This is a genomic window from Mycobacterium sp. ENV421 (assembly GCF_002887815.1).
In the GTDB taxonomy this organism is placed as follows: Bacteria; Actinomycetota; Actinomycetes; order Mycobacteriales; family Mycobacteriaceae; genus Mycobacterium.
This window is the reverse complement of record NZ_PDHO01000003.1, coordinates 89,082-109,899: the sequence shown is the minus strand read 5'-3', so window position 1 is coordinate 109,899 and position 20,818 is coordinate 89,082. Positions and strand designations below refer to the sequence as shown.

The 20,818-nt window shown below is 65.1% G+C and carries 19 protein-coding genes; 9 read left to right on the top strand and 10 right to left on the bottom strand.

The window, feature by feature from the left end:
- Positions 1–28 precede the first annotated feature (28 nt).
- From CRM90_RS04855 to CRM90_RS04845, 3 genes are all read right to left on the bottom strand, one after another.
- Positions 29–1,141, bottom strand: a complete 1,113-nt coding sequence (locus tag CRM90_RS04855) for a VldE C-terminal domain-containing protein (protein ID WP_102805872.1) — start codon at positions 1,139–1,141, stop codon at positions 29–31.
- Positions 1,142–1,275: 134 nt separating this feature from the next.
- The gene (locus tag CRM90_RS04850; RefSeq protein WP_142391321.1) at positions 1,276–1,716 is read right to left on the bottom strand and encodes a pyridoxamine 5'-phosphate oxidase family protein; all 441 of its coding nucleotides are present in this window, start codon (positions 1,714–1,716) and stop codon (positions 1,276–1,278) included.
- Between the two features lie 52 nt (positions 1,717–1,768).
- Positions 1,769–3,379: an arylsulfatase gene (locus CRM90_RS04845; protein WP_102806114.1), complete on the bottom strand. Its 1,611-nt coding sequence runs from the start codon at positions 3,377–3,379 to the stop codon at positions 1,769–1,771.
- 223 nt (positions 3,380–3,602) lie between these two features.
- Here CRM90_RS04845 and CRM90_RS04840 point away from each other — a divergent pair, with 223 nt between their 5' ends.
- The gene (locus CRM90_RS04840; protein ID WP_233209165.1) at positions 3,603–3,875 is read left to right on the top strand and encodes a hypothetical protein; all 273 of its coding nucleotides are present in this window, start codon (positions 3,603–3,605) and stop codon (positions 3,873–3,875) included.
- A 96-nt stretch (positions 3,876–3,971) separates the two neighbouring features.
- Here the strand turns inward: CRM90_RS04840 and CRM90_RS04835 are convergent, their stop codons facing one another.
- Positions 3,972–4,805 carry a MerR family transcriptional regulator gene (locus CRM90_RS04835; RefSeq protein ID WP_102805869.1) on the bottom strand — a complete coding sequence of 278 codons (834 nt, stop codon included), beginning with the start codon at positions 4,803–4,805 and terminating at the stop codon, positions 3,972–3,974.
- 151 nt (positions 4,806–4,956) lie between these two features.
- On the opposite strand from CRM90_RS04835, the gene CRM90_RS04830 reads away from it, so the two are divergent.
- From CRM90_RS04830 to CRM90_RS04805, 5 genes are all read left to right on the top strand, one after another.
- Positions 4,957–5,280, top strand: coding sequence for a nuclear transport factor 2 family protein (locus CRM90_RS04830; protein WP_199189779.1), 324 nt, complete (start codon positions 4,957–4,959; stop codon positions 5,278–5,280).
- Positions 5,277–6,116, top strand: coding sequence for an SDR family NAD(P)-dependent oxidoreductase (locus tag CRM90_RS04825; RefSeq protein ID WP_102805868.1), 840 nt, complete (start codon positions 5,277–5,279; stop codon positions 6,114–6,116). Before CRM90_RS04830 ends, CRM90_RS04825 begins: the two co-directional genes overlap by 4 nt.
- 82 nt (positions 6,117–6,198) lie before the next feature.
- Positions 6,199–6,750: a YaeQ family protein gene (locus CRM90_RS04820; protein ID WP_102805867.1), complete on the top strand. Its 552-nt coding sequence runs from the start codon at positions 6,199–6,201 to the stop codon at positions 6,748–6,750.
- 526 nt (positions 6,751–7,276) lie between these two features.
- Entirely contained in the window at positions 7,277–7,987 is a 711-nt protein-coding gene (locus CRM90_RS04810) for an alpha/beta fold hydrolase (protein WP_233209164.1), read from the top strand.
- 157 nt (positions 7,988–8,144) lie between these two features.
- Positions 8,145–8,801: an isochorismatase family protein gene (locus tag CRM90_RS04805; RefSeq protein ID WP_102805864.1), complete on the top strand. Its 657-nt coding sequence runs from the start codon at positions 8,145–8,147 to the stop codon at positions 8,799–8,801.
- Positions 8,802–8,889: 88 nt separating this feature from the next.
- On the opposite strand, the gene CRM90_RS30890 is transcribed toward CRM90_RS04805, so the two are convergent.
- The 4 genes from CRM90_RS30890 to CRM90_RS04785 form a co-directional block, all read right to left on the bottom strand.
- On the bottom strand, positions 8,890–9,255 hold the full coding sequence (locus CRM90_RS30890; protein WP_233209163.1) for an alcohol dehydrogenase catalytic domain-containing protein: 366 nt from the start codon (positions 9,253–9,255) through the stop codon (positions 8,890–8,892).
- Between the two features lie 100 nt (positions 9,256–9,355).
- Positions 9,356–10,756 carry an FAD-dependent oxidoreductase gene (locus CRM90_RS04795; protein WP_102805863.1) on the bottom strand — a complete coding sequence of 467 codons (1,401 nt, stop codon included), beginning with the start codon at positions 10,754–10,756 and terminating at the stop codon, positions 9,356–9,358.
- 42 nt (positions 10,757–10,798) lie between these two features.
- The gene (locus CRM90_RS04790) at positions 10,799–11,518 is read right to left on the bottom strand and encodes a hypothetical protein (RefSeq protein WP_102805862.1); all 720 of its coding nucleotides are present in this window, start codon (positions 11,516–11,518) and stop codon (positions 10,799–10,801) included.
- Positions 11,519–11,609: 91 nt separating this feature from the next.
- Positions 11,610–14,360, bottom strand: coding sequence for an ATP-binding protein (locus CRM90_RS04785; protein WP_102806112.1), 2,751 nt, complete (start codon positions 14,358–14,360; stop codon positions 11,610–11,612).
- A gap of 58 nt (positions 14,361–14,418) precedes the next feature.
- On the opposite strand from CRM90_RS04785, the gene CRM90_RS04780 reads away from it, so the two are divergent.
- Positions 14,419–14,871, top strand: a complete 453-nt coding sequence (locus CRM90_RS04780; RefSeq protein ID WP_102805861.1) for a winged helix-turn-helix transcriptional regulator — start codon at positions 14,419–14,421, stop codon at positions 14,869–14,871.
- Here the strand turns inward: CRM90_RS04780 and CRM90_RS04775 are convergent.
- On the bottom strand, positions 14,858–15,679 hold the full coding sequence (locus tag CRM90_RS04775) for an alpha/beta fold hydrolase (protein ID WP_102805860.1): 822 nt from the start codon (positions 15,677–15,679) through the stop codon (positions 14,858–14,860). The genes CRM90_RS04780 and CRM90_RS04775 overlap by 14 nt on opposite strands.
- Before the next feature lie 206 nt (positions 15,680–15,885).
- Here CRM90_RS04775 and CRM90_RS04770 point away from each other — a divergent pair, with 206 nt between their 5' ends.
- Positions 15,886–16,749, top strand: a complete 864-nt coding sequence (locus CRM90_RS04770; RefSeq protein ID WP_102805859.1) for an alpha/beta fold hydrolase — start codon at positions 15,886–15,888, stop codon at positions 16,747–16,749.
- 10 nt (positions 16,750–16,759) lie between these two features.
- Positions 16,760–17,479, top strand: coding sequence for a hypothetical protein (locus CRM90_RS04765; RefSeq protein WP_102805858.1), 720 nt, complete (start codon positions 16,760–16,762; stop codon positions 17,477–17,479).
- A gap of 324 nt (positions 17,480–17,803) precedes the next feature.
- On the opposite strand, the gene dnaB is transcribed toward CRM90_RS04765, so the two are convergent.
- Positions 17,804–20,431, bottom strand: a complete 2,628-nt coding sequence (gene dnaB, locus CRM90_RS04760; RefSeq protein ID WP_102805857.1) for a replicative DNA helicase — start codon at positions 20,429–20,431, stop codon at positions 17,804–17,806.
- Between the last annotated feature and the right edge of the window lie 387 nt (positions 20,432–20,818).

Here is a 20,818-nt window from a genome sequence, read left to right as displayed (position 1 = left end):
CGACTGCGAATCCGGGTTGGTCGGCGAGTCAGCCGCGCGGAGTGGTGGTGATGTGCACGTGGTCGAAGTGTCCGTAACCCGTGGCTTGCGGTCCGGCCGGCGTGGAGTAGACGCCCCGCCAGATCACGTCCTGCAGACCGAATCGGGCGGCGTTGGCGAGCGCGAACGCGCGGATCTGGTCGCCAAGGGCAATGCCCTCGGGACTCTCCGGGTTGGGGATCATGATGTCGATCGCGAGACCGCGCGGATGCCACGGCTTCGAATCCGGCCGTACCCCGTCGATGGTGGCGATCTGCGGGAATTCTGCACTGATCGTTCGTGCGACCAGGACTGTGTTGGGTTGCAGGCCAACCTCATTGGCGACACCGACCGGTAATGCCGCGGGATCGTCCGGCATGGCGGCCGGGGGTGGTGGAGCCAGGTCGCCGGGCGGCAGGCCAGGCATCGCGACGATCGCCGGGTCCTGCGGGGGGCGCACATCCGGTGGCAATGGCGGCGGCGCGGCGTTGTCGATTACCGCTTGCTGCTGGGGCGTCAACGCTGCGTACTGAGTTTCCGCGGCGGCGATCTGACGCAACAGTTCCTGCCACGTGGCGTTCAGGTCCGCGCGGATTGCGGCAGCCCGCTCGGCCGCGGCGCGGGCGTCGGCTGCTGATTGCTCTGAGGCACGGGCGACGGCTGCGGCACGCTCTCGCGTGTCCCGATATCCCCTCATCTGATCGGCGGTCGTGGCGTTCACCAGATGCTGCAGCGACAACTTGTCGATGAGACGTTGCGGCGACGGCGCGGTGAGAACCGCTGCCAGCTGGCTTTCGCCGCCGCCCATGTAGGTCATCGCCGCAAGGCGGTCGACCGCGGCCTGATAGGGCGCCAGTTGATTGTTCGCGGCCTCCAACGCGGCCAGGTCGGCGCGTTCGCGGTCCTCCGCCGCGGCCTGCTGGGCTTGGGCGGCGTCGGCGTCGCGCTGAGCGGACGTGACGGCTTCGCGGCTGCGCACCGCCTGTTGAGACAACTCGTTCAGCCTGCCCAACGCGTCGTCGGCCGGCTCCGCGTGCACCGCACCCAGCGGCGCGGCCACCACAAGCAACACAGACCCGGCAACGCACACCGTCCGGCGAAGGCAGTGGCGAATCCCGGTCATGCGGATTGTCACGATCCTTCGGTCATGGAGCGGTCCTGGCCCGGCTATCGATGTCCCGGGCAAGGCTACGAACTGCGCTGAACGTTGTCTAGCCGAGCAGCGACAAGACGCTGCGCCATTGCGGTGTCGGCAGACTAAGCGTCGTTCGACGACGAATTTCCGTAATCCCAGGACACGGTTCGAACGGGGCTCACGCGGATATAGGCGGCGCCCGGTCTGGGTTCGGTCGGCCAGTCGGACTCTGCCACGCCCCGGGCCCGAGCGCCTTCCCTCGCGAGCTCGAGCGCCTCCCCTGGTTCGCGAACAATGCGGGCGCGGCCTTGCAGCATCACACCGCGGATATCTGCCATCGTGGAGCCGTCTTCGAGCAAGATGCTCACGTTCGGGTTGCTTTCGATATTCGCCACCTTCCGGGTGCCATCTCGCACACCGAGGATGACGTCGCGGCCGAGGCGGAAGTATCCGAGAGGTACGGAGTGCGGGAAGCCATCCTTTTCGATGGTGGTCAGGATCGCCCAGCCCGGGCGGCTATCCAGGTACGCCTCAACTTCGTCGTCACTGAGTTTGCGTGGCATCAGCACAGGCTAGGCGCCAACAGATTCCTCAACTCGACTGCCCACGCGGTCACTACGCCTCCGCGTCGAGCTCGAACAGCGACACGGGTCCGATGATCACGCCGTTGTCTTCGACGTAGCGGTCCCACAGCTCGAGCAAGTCAGCCAGTTTTTCGGGTCGCGAGGCGGCCTGGTCATGCACCTCGCCGGGATCACTCGAGAGGTCATAGAGCTGCCAGGTGCCTGGACCGTAGGGCGCGGGCAGATGAAGCGCCTTCCAATCGCCCTGGCGAATCGCGCGGCGGCCGAACAACTCCCACCCCGTACCGGTGTCGGCATCGTGCACCACATCTGCCTGTCCGGACAGGTAGGGCACCATCGACCGGCCGCGCATCGGCTCAACCGTTCTGCCCTGGTACTCGGTACCCGGATGCGCGGCGCCGGCGAGCTCAAGCACAGTCGGTGCAATGTCCATCACCGTGGTGAAGGCCGTGCCGATCTCACGCTGGCGAGCAAAGCCCGGCCAGGTGACGAAGCCCACCACCCGGATACCGCCCTCGGTGGTGAACGCCTTGTGCAGCCGCGACGGCGCGGTGGCGGCCTGCGCCCAGCGCGGGCCGTACCAGGCCCAGGAGGTGGGGGCACCGAGGTTGTCCACGCTGTTGTCACAGTGCTTGGCGACGAACGCTTCGATCTCGGGGCCGCGCATGGGCATGGCCTCGACGATCGTCCCCTCCGCGCCGTTGTCGGACAGAAAGATCACGACCGTGTTGTCCAACTCGCCGGTGCCGTCGAGGTAGTCGATCACCCTGCCGATGTTCCAGTCCATCCGGTCCACCATGGCGGCGTACACCTCCATGTTGCGGGCGGAGACGGCACGCTGCTCGTCGGTCATGTCCGTCCACTCGGGCGCGCCGTCGGCGACCACCGGGTGCGGCTCGACGTCGGGTGGGCACAGGCCCAGCCGGGTGAGCGCGGCCAGCCGCTCCTCGCGCAGTGCGTCCGGTCCGGCGTCATAGCGGCCGTGGTAGGTGGCGATGGTTTCCTGCGGCGCGTGCAGCGGCCAATGCGGCGCCTGGAAGGGCAGATAGGCGAAGAAGGGCTGGTCTTCACCGTCTTGGGGACGTTCGTGGAGGTACCGCAGCAGCGTGTCGGTGTAGGCATCCGACGAGTAGAAGTCCTCGCCCACGGTGACGAACTGATCGTCCTCGGTGAACATCGTCGGCACCGGAGAGAGCCCGCCACCCCCGCGGGTGCCGTAGTGGCTGGCACCGGCCGGCAACAGGGCGAAAGAGCGGTCGAATCCCCGTGCCCACGGCGACCTGTCGATCGTGTCGCCCAGATGCCACTTGCCCGACATGAGCGTCAGGTAACCGGCGTCGCGAAGCAGTTCGGGCAGCGCCACGACCCGGTCGTTCAGATACCCCTCGTAGCCGGGGGCGCCGCGGAACTCAGGGGCGGCCATCTCGAGCATCGTGCCGATTCCGGCGACGTGGTGATCGGTTCCGGTCAGCAGCATCGCCCGCGTCGGCGAACAGGCTGGAGCGGAATGGAAATCGGTGAGCCTGATGCCCCGGTGGGCCAGTCGATCCAGGTTCGGGGTATTGATTTCGCCGCCGAAAGCGCCGATGTCGGAGAATCCGAGGTCGTCGGCCACGATGACCAGAAAATTGGGACGTGTCACGCTGAAGAATCCTGTCACGGGCCGCTACTGGACCCACCGTTAAATTGCTTTTTCACCAGCGCGCCACATTGGTCTCTGGCGAACGCCGTCGCTTGGTTGGCGGGCTGGGGATTCTGCGAGGTCTAGCGTTAACGGAATGGGTTTGTTCAGTCATGAGGAGTTCCCGGATCCGGCCGCCGGCGGTGGTCGTGGTGGAGCTGTTGAGCGAGCTCGGGGTGCCCAGGTGGACGAGTACGGGGTGGATGAACCTGTGGTCGTGGGTCCGGGGTTGCCGCCTGAGGATGGTTCGTGCGGTCAGTTCACTGTGCAGTTTCACGTGTCGACGTCAATGCTGGCCGGGCTGACACGAATTGCGGGCATGCGTGGGGTGAGCGTGCCGGAGGTGTGCCGGCAGGTGATCGGCGTGTTCGTCGCCCAGCAGGAGGGTGAGCTCGGCGCATTGCTTGCTGCCGAGGCCGAGGCGGCTGATTACCGGCCTAGTTTAGGTGAAGCGTAGACGGGCTGAATCGACCGGTGGCACAACGGATTTCCTCGAACGGATGTTACGAATCGGGGCCGCCAGCCATTCCGGATCGAGGCTGCTCCATGTAAGTCATCGCTCAGGCAGTGGCGGAGTGGTGCTGAAGATCGGCCAACAGATCTCCGTGGCGGTGAAGGTCGTTGGCTCCGAGGCCGTACTGCCGAGGTAGTGTTCGCGGATCGGCCCCTGATGGGTGATCAAATGCTCGTTTGCGTATATCCCGAGAGCCGCGTAGCTGCGGTCGATCCCCTCATGGCCGCCGGGGTGCGTGAGTACCGCGAATTCGCCCTGGGGCAAGACCTCGGCACGGACACCCTCCGGTGGCTCCGCGGATGGCGGTGCGGGTACGAATAGGATTGCGTCCCCGTGGGATTCGAGAAATATCGATCGGTCGTAAAGCCCACCCGGCACGACCGTCGCCGGAGCGCTTCCGGCTGCGGCGAGCGCGTCCCGCAGTTGGCTCAGTGTGGCCGCGAACCAGCTGTCGATCTCGGCAACCTCGATGGTGGCGCCGATGGACCACACCGCAAGCGCGGGTTCGGTGCGCAACTCCACGTGCAGCGGGGTGCGTACGGGCGATAGCAGCTCACGCAGGGCACCGACGGTGTCACGCGTCTGCTGCAGCTGCACCTCCATCTGCTCGAGATGCGTCGTGATGATCTCGGTTCGGGCCGCAGCGTCGTCAGTGCTCAGCAGCGCCTTGACGTCGGGGATGGACATGCCGAGGGCGCGGAACCGGCGAATGATGTGCGCGTGATCGACCTGGCTGGTGTCGTAGAAGCGGTAGCCGGTGTGGGAATCGATGTGAGCGGGTTCGAGAATGCCGATGTCGTGGTAGTGCCGCAGCGCCTTCCTGCTCAGGCTGGTCATCACGGCGAAGTCACCGATCGAGACCTGTGCGCCCATGGCGTCCTCCTCTTGCGATCCGCCGCCCGCATTGTCGGGTCAGGCCATCGTGCGACTTCCCCCTAGGGGAAGGTCAACTCTGCGGCTGGTGGTACGAATTCGTCCGGTCCGGGCTTGACCTTCCCCTTAGGGAAAGCTCCATCGTGGGCTCATGACCACAGATTGGGATGCACTCCCGGACACCATCAAGACGTTCATGACCGCACTCGGCGCGCGCGAAGCCGACCGAGCCCTCGCGACGCTCACCCCCGACGCTGTCGTCACCGACGAGGGCCACGACGAGATCGGGGACTGGGTCGCGACAGCCGCCAGCGAGTACAGCTACACCACCGAGATCACCGGCACGACCACGACCGACACTGCCGTCGACGTCGCACAGCATCTGGAGGGCAACTTCCCCGGTGGAGTCGCCGACCTGCATTACCGGTTCACCTTCGACGGCGCGCTGATCAGCCGGTTGGTGATCGAGCCGTGACGCGGCGCTGGTTCATCACCGGTGGCACACCTGGCAACTTCGGGACGGCGTTCGCCGAGGCGGCGCTCGAGACGGGTGACCGGGTGGTGCTGACGTCCCGGCGTCCGCAGGAGCTGGCGACGTGGTCCCAGCAGTACGGGGACCGGGTTCTCGTTGTGGCGCTGGACGTCACCGACGCCGACCAGGTACAGCACGCAGTGCGTGCAGCCGAGGAGCGATTCGGCGGTATCGACGTGCTGGTCAACAACGCCGGCCGCGGCTGGTACGGATCGATCGAAGGAATGGACGAGTCCTCGCTTCGGGCGATGTGCGAGCTCAACTTCTTCGCGGTGCTGTCCGTGACCCGAGCGGTGTTGCCGGGGATGCGTGCTCGCGGGAACGGGTGGATCGTCAACGTGTCCTCGGTCGCCGGATTGGTGTCGGCGGTCGGGTTCGGCTACTACAGCGCGACGAAGTTCGCCATCGAAGCCGTCACCGATTCCTTGCGTGACGAGGTCGCCGGACAGGGCATCTCCGTGTTGACGGTCGAACCGGGAGCGTTTCGTACGAACGCCTACGCCGGATTCGCCAATGAGCCTGTCGCGGAGCGGGTTCCCGTCTATCGCGACATGCTGAAACAGGTACGCGCTGCTTTCGTCGAGATGGACGGGGTGCAGCCCGGCGACCCGCGTCGCGGTGCCCGCGCGGTGATCGCGGCGATGGCCCAGGACCCACCTCCCCGTCGGCTAGTCCTCGGCAGCAGCGGGTACGACGCCGTGATCGGAGCGCTGGAGCAGAACCTGGCCGACATTCGGGTCAACGAAACGCTCTCGCGCAGCGCGGATTTCCCCGCCTAGCTACCGAACTTCGCGCCATGCGTTTCGACTATTCGAAGCCGCCTGACTGTCCGGGGAACTCCACCAGGGTGGACACTATGGTGTGGCCCTTTCTGCAACAGTGTTCAAGGTCGAACTTGGCGTCTCCGATGTCGATCACGGTTACTACGCCGATCACACGCTGACCGTCGCCCGTCATCCCAGCGAGACCGATGAGCGCATGGTGGTGCGGTTGTTGGCTTTTGGGTTGCGCGCACACCGGCTCAGCGACGTCGACGGTGAGTTGACGTTCGGGGCGGGCCTGTCCACACCCGGCGTGCCCGATTTGCGGCTCGCGGACTACACCGGCCGGATCCTGGAGTGGATCAACGTTGGCCAGCCCGACGAACGTGCCTTGGGCAGGGCCGCCAGCCAGGCCGACCAGGTGGTGCTGCTTCCGTTCGCCTCCGGCGTGGCTACCTGGTGGTGCACTGTGGGACCCAAAGTGGCGGGGCTGCCGAACCTGTCGGTGCTGCAGATACCGAACGCACCGGTTCAGCAGCTGGCCCATACCGTGGATCGACGGGTCTCGGCGCAGGTGATGGTGATGGAAGGTCAGGTGACGATGACCGTGGGCGATGTCGACGTAACTTTCACACCCGAACCATTGAAGTGAATGCCCGAGTGTGGCTTCTCAAACTTCATGCCCACTCGCACACCACTGAACTGCGTTGATGACACCCTTCTCACGCCATGTCCATGCTCGAAATCCTCAAGGGCCACATCGTGGGTGTTCCACGCATCAAACCATCGCTGACTGAAGGCGACCGCATCAAGCTCAAGAATCTCACCGAAATGTCCAACTGGACATCCAGTGGACCTTGGGAGTGGACATCAAATTTGAGAAGCCACAATTGTGGCTTCTCGCGTTTCACGACCACTCCGGGGTTCCCGCCCCCACGCAGAAACGCAGTCAACATACGTATGGACGCAGACCGCCTTCGACACAGACGATCGCACTGCACAGCGGCTCCGATTACGCCGCGTCTGAATAGATCAGGAGTTCACCCGAGATGACTCAGGCACCCTCGGCAGGAGCCGAAACCCAGTACATTGACGGGGCCAGCGCGCGATTCGCCTACCGACGGTTTGGCAGCGGATCGGGTGTACCGCTGGTGCTGGCGTTACGCTTTCGAGGAACCATGGACCATTGGGATCCGCGCTTCCTCGACAGGTTGGCCTCGACACGCGATGTGATCATCTTCGACAACCTCGGTCACAGCAAGACCACGGGCGCTGCCCCGACCTCCATGGATGCATTGGCGGGCGGGCTAGCGGAGTTCGTCGACGCACTTGGGCTCGCCCAAGTCGATCTGTTGGGATGGTCGCTGGGCGGGATTGTGGTGCAAGCCGCAACGCTCAACCGGCCGGACCTCGTGCGGCGCTTGATCGTTGCCGGAAGCTCTCCCGGTGGCGGTGTGCCCGACATGCCGGCACCTGATCCTAGGATCTGGCAGGTGGCGACCAAGCCCGTCAACGACGACGACGACTTCCTGTACCTGTTCTTCCCGGAGTCCGACGGTGCGCACCGCTTGGGCGTCGAGTCATTGCGCCGGCTGGATGCACGCACCTTGTCGGCCGATCACATTCCGGTGTCTCTGGAGACGATGCAAGCGCAGTTGGCTGTGATCGCATCAACAGGCTCGAGTATCTGGGATCGCCTCGCAGAGATTGCGATTCCGGTGCTGGTAGCCAACGGCGCGCACGACCGGATGATCGACGCATACGCCAGTTATGCCATGGCGGGTCGGCTGCCGGACGCTAAAGTGGTGCTCTACAGCGATGCCGGGCACGGCTTTCTGTTCCAGCACATCGACGATTTCACCAGCGAAGTTCTGACCTTTCTCGCATGACCACGGACACTCCAGGAAGTGGGATGCATGGCGATCCGTGGGTCATCGGGTTTGGCAAAGGTGGCGAGGCGGACGTAGGCGCGGTCACTGAGACCTATATTACCGTCAGCCTGCCGGCCGCGAACGTGACCGCATCGGACTCGCTGGGAGAACTCCGATGAGGTTTCATCCGTCCGACACCGCAGTGGTGTTCATCGACCCCCAGATCGACGTGCTCAGTCCGCAGGGTCGCAACTGGGGAGCTGTCGGCGCCAGCGTCACCGAAAACGACACTGTCAACCACATGATCGCGATCATGGATTCCGCTGTGCAGCAGTGCTATCCGATGTTCATTTCACCGCACTATTTCTATCCGACCGATTCGCGCTGGCTGTTCAACGGCCCCCTGGAGTCCGACGAGTTCGCGTCGGGCACCTTCGCCCGCTCGGGCGCGCTCGATCTAAGCGGGTTCGCAGATTCGGGCGCCGATTGGCTGCCGGAGTTCAGGCCGTACATCGGTCATCCCCGGACCACGGTTGTCAGCCCGCACAAGGTGTTCGGGCCGCAGACCAACGACCTCGTCCTTCAACTGCGCAAACAGCGGTGTAATCGCATCATTCTCGGCGGCATGCTGGCCAACATGTGTGTCGAATCGCACCTGCGCCACCTACTCGAAGACGGCTTCGAGGTGGCAGTGGCTGTCGACGCTGTCGCCGGGCCCCGCCACCCGCAGTGGGGCGACGGCTACCAGGCTGCACTGGTCAACTATCGCTTCTTGGCGCATGCGGTCCTCTCGACTGCCGACATCATCGACCAAATGAGCGCGTCCGCGTGAGGCGGCGTGGACATGCGCCTGAGTGAAATTGTCGGTGCTGCTTCGGCAGCCGAGGTTTCGCGTCATCGGCCGTGAATGAGCCCGCCCGTCAAATGTGGTCTGCCACTAGAAGTACCGTCTTGCCGGGACCGCATTTGGTCGCCTGCGCCCTGCCGGCGGCGCTTAGGGGGTAGGTCGCCGCCACGGTAGGAACAAGGTCGCCCTGCGAGACCAGTGCCGCCAGTGTCGTCATACCCAGCCGATCCGCCTCGACCGTTCCAGAAACGTCCCAGCCCAGAACGAAGGGCGGGTCGCCGACCAGAACCCCGGTCTCACGATTCATGACGTCGACGGGGTTCACGCCAGCGGCATGCACACGCACGAGTATCTCCCCGAGACCGGGCGCGGGCCGGTCGATCTCGACTGGGTGAAGCACCTCGGGGCCGCCGAATTGGTCCTGGCTGATCGTTAGCATCGAGTGAATCCTTTCGTGCAGTTGCTGTTTTCGTCAGACTGGATCGGCGCAGCCCGTTCGGGCATCGGTCACGTGACTGTGGGTCGGGGCCCGTGGCGACTTACCTGAGCATGCCCAGCAGTTGGTTGAAGCACTCCGCCATCGAAGGATGTGTGTAGATCTCGTCACGCAATGCGGTGGCCGTAATGCCGTGCCGCATGGCGAGTGCCACGATGTTGATGATCTCTTGAGCGTCGTGGCACAGGAGCGCTGCGCCCAGGATCTCGTCGGTGCGAGCGTCCACGACCACCTTCATCATCCCGTCGGTTCGACCGACGATCCGCGCGCGGGCGACTGTCGCAAGCTTGACTACCGGGCTCACTGCGGTGAGCACATCGCGTCCGCCCGCTCGAGCTTGTCGTTCGGTGAGCCCGACGCGCGCAAGTGGGGGCGTCAGAAACAGGCAACTCGGCACTGCCACACGGTCTGTCGCGCGCCGTGGTGCGGAGGCCCCCTGGAGTTGGTCAAGGACGATGCGGTAGTCGTCGAGGGAGATATACGTGAACTGCGGTCCGCCGTTGACGTCGCCGACAGCGTAGATGTGTGGACGGGTCGTGCGCAGGTACTCGTCCACCACGATGGCACCGCTGCTGTCGACTTCCACGCCGGCGCGCTGGAGTCCGAGGTCGGTCGTGTTCGGTGCGCGGCCTGCCGCTATCAGCACAGTGTCGGCATCGATGGCGTGCATCGCACCCTCGGCGATGTACTCGACACGGGCCAGCGGCGGCAGTCCAGTGCGTTGAATGGTCTGCACCCCCGTGACATTCGCTCCCGTGAGAACCGTGACGCCGCGTTCCTGGAGCAGCTCGCGCACCTCTGTTGCGATGTCGTCGTCCTCACTAGCCAGGACGGTGGGGCGGTGTTCCAGGACTGTGACCGAGGTGCCGTAGGAGGCGTATATCGAGGCGAACTCCAGACCGATATAGCCACCTCCGAGGACCAGCAGTCGGTCGGGGCGTGATGCCAGACGCAGGAGCTGTGCACTGGTCACAGCTACGGGGCACTGTCGCAGCCCTGGGACATTGGGTATCACCGGTACCGATCCCGTGCCGATCACCACCGTGCGGGCATCGACCGTAACAACGCCGTGCTCGGTGCTCACCGCCACCCGGTGCTCGTCGACGAAGCGCGCGGTGCCGATTAGCACCGTGGCAGTCGCGATCGGATCGAACGCGGCGATGTTCGCCGACCGCAGGCCGGCGGTGAGTCGTTCGGTAGTGGCGACCGCTTGAGCGTAGACCGCCGCGCCGGCGACACCGCTGGCGCTCCGTTCACCCTGGAAGACCATCGATTTGGTGGGAACGCACCCGGTGTTGATGCAGGTGCCCCCATACATCAGCGGAGATTCCTCTGCCAAGACGACCCGCTGCCCGCGGGAAGCCATCATGGCGGCAAGTGTCTTGCCGCCCTTGCCGAATCCGATCACCAGCAGTTCCACCTGCAGGGTGGCGTCCTCGTTCATGAATACATCCGCTGTCGTCGAGGTCGGTTGCGTGCAGAAGGCCTACTCGAAGGCGTAGTCACTGAGATCCACCGACACGATCAACGGTTCGGCGGCAGGGGTGTTGTCGTCGTTGCGCGGGAAGATGCGCAGTTTGGACGGTAGGACGATCCCCTGCACGTCGACGGGTTCGAGGAGGTAGCGGGCGGCGGGATTGCTGCCTTGGATGTCCACTTCGTAGTCGTGGCGGCGCAGGAGGCCCGTGTCGTCGATGTAGAAGGTCTGCACGGTGCTGTGGGTGGCGATGTCCTGGGGGAAGGTGACGCGCAACCTCCGCCAGGTCTCCCCGTTCTCGGTCCACGGGTCGATCTCCTCGGCGAGAACCCCCGGTCGGGCAAGGATGAACGGGGACGTCAGATAGGTCCACATCGTGTATCCCGCGAAGTAGGCGACTTGCGCGTTGCTCCACGGGGTCTCCATGACGTAACCGGCGAACGAGTCGCGGGGCTCGTCAAGTTCCTCGACGACTTCGCCTGCCGGCGTCTCGATGGTGACTCGCTTTGGGGTGAACTGAGACCGGTGGTCGGTGGGTGCGAAAGGCCAGTGCGACACCCACTCTCGGGTGAGGTCGACGCGGACGTTGGCTTCCTCCAGAACAGTCGGCTGGCCCTTGAGTCCCCACAGCACGCCGCCCTGGCGGAGCCGGGCGGTCAGGAACGCGAACTGGCGGAAGCGGTTGAGGCCGCCGTGTGCTTCGATCGTGAAGTCGACCAAGCCGGTCATCGTGTCTCCTTAGCGGGTGTGCGGTGAAGCCGATCCCTGATTGGCTCCGTGCACCCCAACTGTGGACCAGCGGCTCGCCGACGGGCATCCGTCAGATGACTGGTTCAGCGTCCTCGAGACGACCCCCCAGGGCTGCGTGAAGCTGATTGCGTCGGGTGATGCCGAGCTTGGGGAACACCTTGTACAGGTGGGCGGCCACGGTGCGGTGGGACAGATAGATGCGGTCGGCGATCTCGCGGTTCGTCATTCCGGCAACCGCCATGTGAGCGATCTGCAGTTCTTGGGCGGTCAAGGTCGCCGCCGCGTTGCTCCTGCCCGCCGTAGGCGCGGCGGCGGCGCCCGCGGCGCGCAACTCGGCGGCGGCCCGGTCGGCGAAGGGCTTCGCCCCGGCGGTGTCGAAGGCGGTGAAGGCGGCGGACAGGTGTGAACGGGCATCGAGGACGCGGCGCCGGCGGCGGAGCCACTCCCCGTAGAGGAGCTGCGTCCGCGCGATCTCCACCTCGGCGCCGCTGCCCTCGGCCGCCGATAGCGCGGCCCCGAATCTCTCATCGGCCTCCACCGGGCACTCCGCCACTAGCGCGCGGGCGCGGTGTAGCAGAAAGCTGTTCACGCCAAGGGCTTCGGCCTGATCTTCGATCGCGGCGAGCAGCGGGCGAACGGTGTCCGCTTGACCGCATCCCGCGGCGGCCTCGGCCAGGTCGGCGACCGCCCAGCGCCGACTCGTTCGATGCTGCGTCATCTTCAGCAGATGAGCGAGTGCGTCTGTGTGGTTGCCGTCGCACAGCGACGCGAAGCCGGCTGCCCAATGCACGTCGTCGTTCCAGAGGATGCTGGGGTCCGTGGCCAGATGTTCGCGAGAATGGTCGAGCGCGTGGCGGGCGCTCTCCGGCTGCCCCTGCCATGTCAACGTGCGGGACAGGATCGCCGCTGCCGAACCGGCGGTAGTCGGTAGGTTCATGGCTTCGGCCATCCGCAGCGCATGCTGTGCACTCACAGCGGCGGCCTGGAGTCGGCCCTGGGTCAACAGAATCTGCGACGCGCCCCTCAGCCCTTCACACTCATTGGCAGGAGAACCGGTTTCCCGGCCGTGCTTCTGCACCAGTCTGTAGCAGCGAAAGGCGTTGTCCCGGTCCGAGACTCCCTCGGCGGCCATTCCCAAGGACAACATCGAGAGCGGGTCGTCGCTGACCTCGTCGATCAACTCCGGTAGCCGGGCCCGGAACCGTGGTCCCTGGCCCACGTCGTCGACCAGTGCGAGGGCGATGGCCAGTGGCGGGTCGGAGGGGTCGTCCGACGAGTCGAACTGGTCGACGCGACGGATCGCTGCGATGACATCGAGCCGAGGTTGTTCGGCCAGGCCGTGCATCCGGCACTCGATTGCCGCGGCCCACAGCAACTCTCGTTGTCTCGGGTCCCCCTCGGGCAGTTTCCCGGACAGGGCCAGCAGTTCGGCGGCCGACTGGCCCGGTATGGCGGCGGTCGCATTGAGCACGAACCGGGTGATCGCTAGCCGCGTATCTGCGACGCCGTGCCCGGCCAGTGGCTCCGCCTCCTGAAGGATTCTGATCGCCTCGTCGATCAATCCCGCACTGCGCGCGACGTCGGCAGCGGACGCCAGCCGATCGACGCGCCGGTCGACGTCCGGGGTCAGGATCGCTGCACGCCGTAACGCCGCAGCGGCCTCCGCGCCGGCGCCACGGGCTCGTGCCCTGTCCGCGGCACGCTCGAGGTCGGCGGCGACGTCTTCATCCGGGCCGAACGCCGCTTCGGCCCGATGCCAGGCGGCGCTGTTCGGATCCGTCGTCGCGGTCGCCAACGCACGGTGCACGATCGAGCGTGACGACAGCGGCGCCGCGCCATACACGGCGGATCGAATCAGGGGATGTCGGACCTGGATCTCGCCGCGGCCGACGACGATGAGGCCCGATCGCTCCAGCGGGGCCAGGTGTTCGGCGAGATTCAATCCCAGAACTTCTGCGGCGCTGTGAATCTCGGTCAACACACCGTTACCGGCCGCGACAACGAGCAGAAGGAGCCGGCTTTGATCCGGTAGCGCTGCCACCTGAGTAAGAAAGGCGCGCTCGACGCGCCGGCCGGTGGGCAACGGCTCCCCCGCGAAGAGGACGGCGTCTGTGGCCCGCTCGCCGAGCGCAACAGCCATTTCGATGACCGCCAGCGGATTGCCGCGGGCTTGCTCCAGCACGCGCCGACGGGTGTAGGCGTCGACCTCGCGGGCGTTGGTGGAGGCCGTCAGGGTCGCGGCGAGAAGCTCGGCGGCCTCGTCGGAGCCGAGTGGACCCAGCGGCAACCGGGGTAACCCGTCGAGGTACTGGGCGGTGCCGTCGAGCGCCGAGCGCACGGCACACAGCATCATCAAGGGCGCGTTGGTCAGTCGACGCGCCACGAAGGTCAACACGTCGAGGGTGGATTGGTCCAACCACTGTGCGTCGTCGACGACCAGCAGCAGGCGCCTATTGTTGGCGGCTTCTTCCAGCAGCCCGAGAACCGCCAAGCTGACCAGGAGCCGATCGGGCACTGGGCCGTCTTCCAGTCCGAAAGCGGTCATCAGGGCCGAACGCTGGCGTGGGGGCAGTGCAGGTGCGTGGACGAGGAGCGGATGTAGGAGTTCGTGCAGCCCGGCGAAGCCGATCTCGCTGTGGCTCTGCACGCCCGAACAATAGAGCCGGCCGTACCCGTTGGCGCTGGCCCACTCACTCGCGCGTGCGAGCAGAGTGGACTTCCCGATTCCCGGATCCCCCTCGACCACCAACGCCGATCCGCCGGTGGACACAGCCGCCAGTGCGGCTATGACTTCGGCCAGTTCCGCTGATCGCCCGACCATCACCCGCTAGAAGGTACCAGAGCTGGGTTTGGCATACCAACTCAGCTAGGATGGCGGGATGCGTCGTGAGTTGTGGTCCGAGGATGCGTGCCCCATTGCGCGCACCATGTCAATACTCGGCCAACCGTGGGCTGTGCTGATCCTTCGCGAGGCCTTCCTTGGCCGGTCGCGGTTCTCGGAGTTCCGCGAGCAGCTCGGTGCCGCATCCGACGTATTGAGTGCTCGTCTCGGCGAACTGGTGGATGCCGGCATCCTCGAGATGGTCGACTATCAAAACCCCGGCGACCGTAGGCGTAGCCGCTACGTCCTGACCAAAGCCGGGCACGCGCTAATCCCTGCGCTCGCGGCTATCGGCCAGTGGGGCCACATCCACCTCGCCCGCGCTCACAGCAGCGACCTCCGCTTCATCGACTCCTCCACCGGTGAGCCCGTCGGCGTCGTATTCCGCGGCTCGGACGGCGAGCGCGTACCTTCGTCGCGGGTCGCCCTGGTGGAGATCAAGCCCGAATGAAATCGAGCAGGTCCCGGCCCAGTTGCTGCTGATACTCGCCGTGAATCCCGTGCGAGGCACCCGGATACACGCGCAGTGATCCGTAGCGGACCAGTTCGATCGCCTTCGACGCGGCATCGTGCATCGGGACGATTTGATCGTCGTCACCGTGTGCGATCAGGATCGGGACGTCGAGGTCCTTGAGGTCACCGGTCAGATCGGTCTCGGAGAACGCCTTGACGCAGTCGTAGGCCGACGCTAGACCCGCCTGCATGCCCTGCTGCCAGAAGTGGTCGATCAACCCCTGCGACACCCGTGCTCCGTTGCGGTTGAAGCCGTAGAACGGCAGCGCCAACTCCTTCCAGTACTGCGACCGGTCGGCCAACACCCGCGCGCGGATGTCATCGAACGCCGCGACAGGAGTGCCCTCCGGATTGGCCGCCGATTGCACCATCACCGGAGGAATGGCGCCGATGGTGACCACTTTGCGCACCCTGCCCGCGCCATGCCGCACCGCATAGCGCAACGCTTCCCCGCCACCCGTCGAGTGCCCGACCAGGACGACGCTTGACAATCCCAAACCGTCGATGACCGCGGCAAGATCGGCCGCGTAGGTGTCCATGTCGTTTCCGGCCCAGCTGTGTTCAGACCGACCGTGCCCGCGGCGGTCGTGGGCGATGGCCCGGTAGCCGTTGTCGGCGAACAGCTTCAGCTCGACGTCCCAGGCGTCTGCGCTCAGCGGCCAACCGTGGCAGAACACCACTGCCGGCCCACTGCCCCATTCCTTAAAGAAGAGTCGAGTTCCATCCGACCCGCTGAGGTACGGCACGTGTGCTCCAATCCCACTGTCCTGAAGATGTTTCCGGCATGCCAGTGTGCGATGGGCGCCGCGGGAGATGCCATAGGTCGAATTGCTACCGGAACCCACCCGGCACGCACGAGGAAGCGGTAGTCAACTGACGGATACAGCACGGGGTGGCTTCCTGCGAATGTGATCGACAACGGTTGGACCAGCAGCGCTAGGGAGACAGCACGATGACGACCATCGCACAGGACGCGGGAGCCGCCCTCGCGCCCAACCTTCGACTCGATGTGGCCGGGGACACCCTCGCCTACCGGCGAATCGGGACACCCTCGGTGACGTTGCCGCCGCTCGTGCTTTTCCAGCACTTCCGCGGAAACCTCGACTACTGGGACCCCGCATTGCTGGACATCCTGAGCGCGGACCGTGAGGTGATCACGGTGGATCTGCCCGGCGTCGGCGGATCCACCGGAACAACACCGGACAACGTCACTGACATGGCCCGCAGCGCCTTGCGATTCATCGTCGCGCTCGACCTCACCACCGTCGATCTGCTGGGATTCTCCCTCGGCGGGCATATCGCCCAGGAGATCGCCCTGATACGCCCCCGACTACCGCGACGCCTCGTCCTGGCCGGCACCGCCCCCCAAGGCGCACCGGATCTGCACCGCTGGTCTGACGACGTCTACACCTACGCCTGCGGCGACGACATCACCGCCGAGAACTTCCTCGCCCTCTTCTTCTCCGGATCGGAAGCCAGCGTCCAGCGCGGCTGGGAGTACCTCGCCCGCACCCACACCCGCACCGAGGCCCGCGACATTGAGACGACGCTGGCCTGCCGCGACGCCCAGTATCAGGCGTTGATGACGTGGGGCATCCCGGAAACCTCGAAGCTGGAACGGCTCTCGGCAATCACGCAGCCCACCCTGGTAGCCAACGGCGACAACGACACCATGATGTCAACCAAGAACAGCTACCTGCTCGCCGAACGAATCCGAGGCGCACAGCTACGCATCTACCCCGACGCGGGACACGGCTTCCTCGACCAGTACCCGGTCGACTTCGGCCACCACATCCGTCAGTTCCTCGGACGCTGAAAGGCACCTCGTGACGGACCTACTCCAGAAGACGCTGCAGGCGTACGGCGGGGCCGACCGCTGGAACCAGCTGACATCGGTGAGCGCACACAAGCGCTTCGGCGGAGCCATCTGGGACATCAAACAGGTCCCCGGCATCGTCGACGACGGTGACATCACGGTGTGGATCAAGGACCAGCGGGCCTCCCTGTGTCCGTTTACCGCATACGACCTGAGGACCGCCTACACACCGGACCGAGTGGGTATCGAGACACTCGACGGCGACGTCGTGGAGATGCTCGGCGACCCTCGCGCCTCCTTCGCCGGCCACACCCTCGAAACACGCTGGACGACACTGCAATTGGCATACTTCACCGGCTACGCCATGTGGACGTACACCGCCGAACCGTTCAACCTCACTTTGCCCGGTGTACGCACCGAGGAAGGTGAGCCGTGGACCGAACGCGGCCAGACCTGGCGGCGACTGCATGTCAGCTATCCCGATTCCATCGCCACCCACAGCCCGCACCAGGTGCTCTACATCGACGACGACGGCCTGATCCAACGCCGCGATTACCAAGTGGACATCGCGGGCGGCTCCCCGGCCGCCCACTACGTCTCGGACTTCGACGAGATCGACGGCGTCATCATCCCGCGCACCCGCATGATCTACGTTCGCGATCCCGATAACCACCCGATCCCCGAGCAACTAGTGGTATCCATCGCGCTGACCGACATCACCCTCGACTGACCAACTCACACGAAGCAAATGGCGACTGCGTCAGCTGACGTAGACCACCGTGCCGATGGCCGCCGCCACACTGCTCGACGGCCTGGCCGCCAAGCTGAGGTCATCATGTTCGACAACGGGGCACCAGGCTGTCTAGCGGTGTTCCGTCGCCCACGATTGACGACGGGCGTCGACGGCACCATCGCACTCATCCGCGCCCATCTACGAGATCAGCTCCCTGTTGTCGTCTCACCCTTCGTGGCTAATTGGCCATTCGCGGGTCACTTCAGGTGAGATTTGGTCGTGCAGTTTGAAAGGTCACAAGCGCAGCGACACCAATGACCGTTACCGCGCCATATTGGTGAACCGCGACAGGTGCAGCTGGTGTGCGACTGTCACCGTACGCGTAGGTCCTGCACGGTGTTTCGCGACAATCAGGTCGGCTTCGCCGCCACGCGGGTCGTCGGTTTCAAAGGCATCGGGACGGTGCAGCAGGATCACCATGTCGGCATCCTGCTCGATCGATCCCGACTCGCGAAGGTCGGCCAGCATCGGCTTCTTGTCGGTGCGCTGCTCGGGACCACGGTTCAGCTGGCTCATCGCGACCACTGGAACTTCCAGTTCTTTCGCCAAAAGCTTGATCTGCCTGGAGAATTCAGAAACTTCCTGCTGGCGCGACTCGACTTTCTTGCCCGACGTCATCAGCTGCAGGTAGTCGAGCACGATCAGCCGCAATCCGGCCTTCTGATGCAGCCGGCGTGCTTTCGCTCGGATCTCCATCATCGTCAGGTTCGGCGAATCGTCGATATACAAAGGCGCTTCGCTGATTTCGCTCATCCGGCGCGCCAGGCGTGTCCAGTCGTCGTCGGTCATCTTTCCCGAGCGCATGTCGGCGAGCTTGATCTTCGCTTCGGCCGAGAGCAGTCGCATCACGATCTCCGACTTGCTCATTTCCAGCGAGAACACGATGCTCGGAAACCGGTGCTTGATCGAGCAGGACCGCAAGAAATCCAAGCCCAGGGTCGAGTTGTGGGTCGGGATCATCGCCCGCCCCGCCAGATACATGTGGTCGCCGTTGTCGACCTCGACGCAGCGCACCGGAACGCTCGCGATGGGCCGGACGTCCGTGATGAAGCGCGACGACACCCGTACTTTCCCGCTGGCCCGCCGTTCCTTGTGCAACAAGGCTTTCCGGGGCAACCCGAACACCTCGTCATCAGTGGAGAAGTTCAGGATGAAAGCAGTTGAACTCTCTTCGGATCGACCTCGGACTCTCTTCGTTGCGCGGCCGCAACGGTAGCCGAGGCTGACGATCAGTTCGAAGACATCATCAGCGAGCCGCTGGTTGGTCACCGAAAACTGGACGGCCCCGCCATTGGTGACCGTGCCGTCGGTGTCCAACAGACCGGCGAGCACCGCGCGCCGCTGGGACTCGGAGGCGCGCAGATAATCGGCTGGGATGTGCTTGTTGTTGAGCACCCCGATGGTCCGGAGCTGAGCCTGCAAGGTGCCGACCGCATTCCGGCATGGCTGGCATAGCAGCAACCCGCACGACGGTCCCCCACACCGTGAGCATGTAGGCGCCGGCATCGGATCGGACAGGAAGCGTGCCCTGCCCCCGCATGACTGCCCGCAGGTTCGGACCTGGCTTGTCGTGGGAACGAAGGCCTTACCGCACACCACGCAGTCCCGTGCCACCGGCGCATCGGGGGTAGGCAGCCGCAAGGAATAGCGATACTTCGCCGTATCCGACTTGTGCGCCTCGATGCCCTCGGCCTCGATGCACATGATGATCTCGGGATCAGCCGAGGTGATCTGCGCTGCCGCGCTTGTTCCGTCACCCAACCAAGCGCCGAGCGTGTACGGCGGGACGAGCAAGTCGCGATCTGGCGCCTGCAGCGGCTTGGCGTTGGTCACCGAGTGGTTCAGTCGGCGGTCTTGTGTCGGGCATCGCAGCGTCTCAGCGATCTCCCGCGTTGTGCGGACAGCGGCGAACGTCTGCTGGTTCTTGTAGCGGTGGTAGCCAACCGCGGCGGCCTGCGCAGACTTCCGCGAAGCGCGGGTCTCCGTCAGCCACTGGTGCTCAGCGTCCGCGATAAGGACTGTGCCGTCCGAGAATTCGACCTCGTAGCACGGCCTGCCCACCATGACGTCCGTTACCGCGACCACGCGCGTGGGGCGTCCGTCGGCATCGATCAGGTAGTCCCCGACCGTGACCTCGCCCATCGTGGTCCAGCCCGTCGGAGTCGGCAGCGGCGTGTCCAGACCCAGCGCCTTGCCCATACCGGGCCTGGCCGCCACCACGATCATCTGACCCGGGTGCAGACCGTTGGTCAACGCGTCGAGCTCTTCGAAGCCCGTCGGCACGCCCTTGGAGAGACCGCCGTTCGAGGCGATGGCGTCGATCTCGTCCATCGTCGGCTGCAGCAGATCTTCCAGCGGCAGGAAGTCCTCAGCGGTGCGCCGCTCGGTGACGTCGTAAATTTCGGCTTGTGCGCGGTCCACGATCTCGTTGACGTCGGCACCTTCTGCGCCGGCGTAGCCGTACTGCACCACCCGGGTGCCGGCCTCCACGAGACGCCGTAACAACGCCTTTTCCGCCACGATGCCCGCGTAGTACCCGGCGTTGGCCGCCGTCGGCACCGTCGAGATCAGCGTGTGGAGATAGGGCGCGCCACCGATGCGGCGCAACAGCCCGCGACGGTCCAGCTCGGCGGCGACGGTGACAGCGTCCGCGGGCTCACCGCGGCCGTAGAGGTCCAGGATTGAGTCGTAGACGTTCTGGTGGGCCGGCCGGTAGAAGTCACCCGGGCGCAGCCGCTCCAACACGTCGGCGATGGCGTCCTTGGACAGCAGCATGCCGCCCAACACGGATTGTTCGGCTGCTAAGTCCTGGGGAGGCTGGCGACCGAAGTCCTCAGAAGGAGGAGGACTGTCCATCCCGGGCTGACCGAGATCGTCGACGACCGCCATTGGGCTGCCCCACCTCCTCTTGAATTCGTCGAACTTCTGTTCGATGCACTATCAGAGGTGTACCCCACGCCCCCGACAAGCATTCGGCGTCACGATGATGGACCGCACTGCCGACGGCTCACGCTAGACGTTGCTGGGGCCCTCGCAAACCGAGCCTGTTCATCAACCTGTTAGTGGTTTGTGGATAGCTGGCAAAAGAGGTGTTGAGTCGTTGGGGAGAACCTGTGGATGACCGGCCGATTTTGGGTTATCCGCCCAGCTAAACGCAGGGTAGCGCCAGGTGAGTGTTGTGGATGGCAAGTTCGTCGGCGTGTCGGCCTCGGTTGCGATCTCGGGCGTGTTGTGTTGCCGGAGGTTATGCGCCAGGTTAACGGACGGTTAGATTAG

What these genes read in the sequence shown, in the direction of transcription:
- CRM90_RS04830 (WP_199189779.1), top strand. Translation starts at nt 4,957, where the DNA reads ATGACCACAGATTGGGATGCACTCCCGGACACCATCAAGACGTTCATG.
- CRM90_RS04810 (WP_233209164.1), top strand. Translation starts at nt 7,277, where the DNA reads ATGGACCATTGGGATCCGCGCTTCCTCGACAGGTTGGCCTCGACACGC.
- CRM90_RS04855 (WP_102805872.1), bottom strand. Translation starts at nt 1,141, where the DNA reads ATGACCGGGATTCGCCACTGCCTTCGCCGGACGGTGTGCGTTGCCGGG.
- CRM90_RS04780 (WP_102805861.1), top strand. Translation starts at nt 14,419, where the DNA reads ATGCGTCGTGAGTTGTGGTCCGAGGATGCGTGCCCCATTGCGCGCACC.
- CRM90_RS04850 (WP_142391321.1), bottom strand. Translation starts at nt 1,716, where the DNA reads ATGCCACGCAAACTCAGTGACGACGAAGTTGAGGCGTACCTGGATAGC.
- CRM90_RS04770 (WP_102805859.1), top strand. Translation starts at nt 15,886, where the DNA reads ATGACGACCATCGCACAGGACGCGGGAGCCGCCCTCGCGCCCAACCTT.
- CRM90_RS04795 (WP_102805863.1), bottom strand. Translation starts at nt 10,756, where the DNA reads ATGAACGAGGACGCCACCCTGCAGGTGGAACTGCTGGTGATCGGATTC.
- CRM90_RS04785 (WP_102806112.1), bottom strand. Translation starts at nt 14,360, where the DNA reads ATGGTCGGGCGATCAGCGGAACTGGCCGAAGTCATAGCCGCACTGGCG.
- CRM90_RS30890 (WP_233209163.1), bottom strand. Translation starts at nt 9,255, where the DNA reads ATGCTAACGATCAGCCAGGACCAATTCGGCGGCCCCGAGGTGCTTCAC.
- CRM90_RS04805 (WP_102805864.1), top strand. Translation starts at nt 8,145, where the DNA reads ATGAGGTTTCATCCGTCCGACACCGCAGTGGTGTTCATCGACCCCCAG.
- CRM90_RS04790 (WP_102805862.1), bottom strand. Translation starts at nt 11,518, where the DNA reads ATGACCGGCTTGGTCGACTTCACGATCGAAGCACACGGCGGCCTCAAC.
- CRM90_RS04835 (WP_102805869.1), bottom strand. Translation starts at nt 4,805, where the DNA reads ATGGGCGCACAGGTCTCGATCGGTGACTTCGCCGTGATGACCAGCCTG.
- dnaB (WP_102805857.1), bottom strand. Translation starts at nt 20,431, where the DNA reads ATGGCGGTCGTCGACGATCTCGGTCAGCCCGGGATGGACAGTCCTCCT.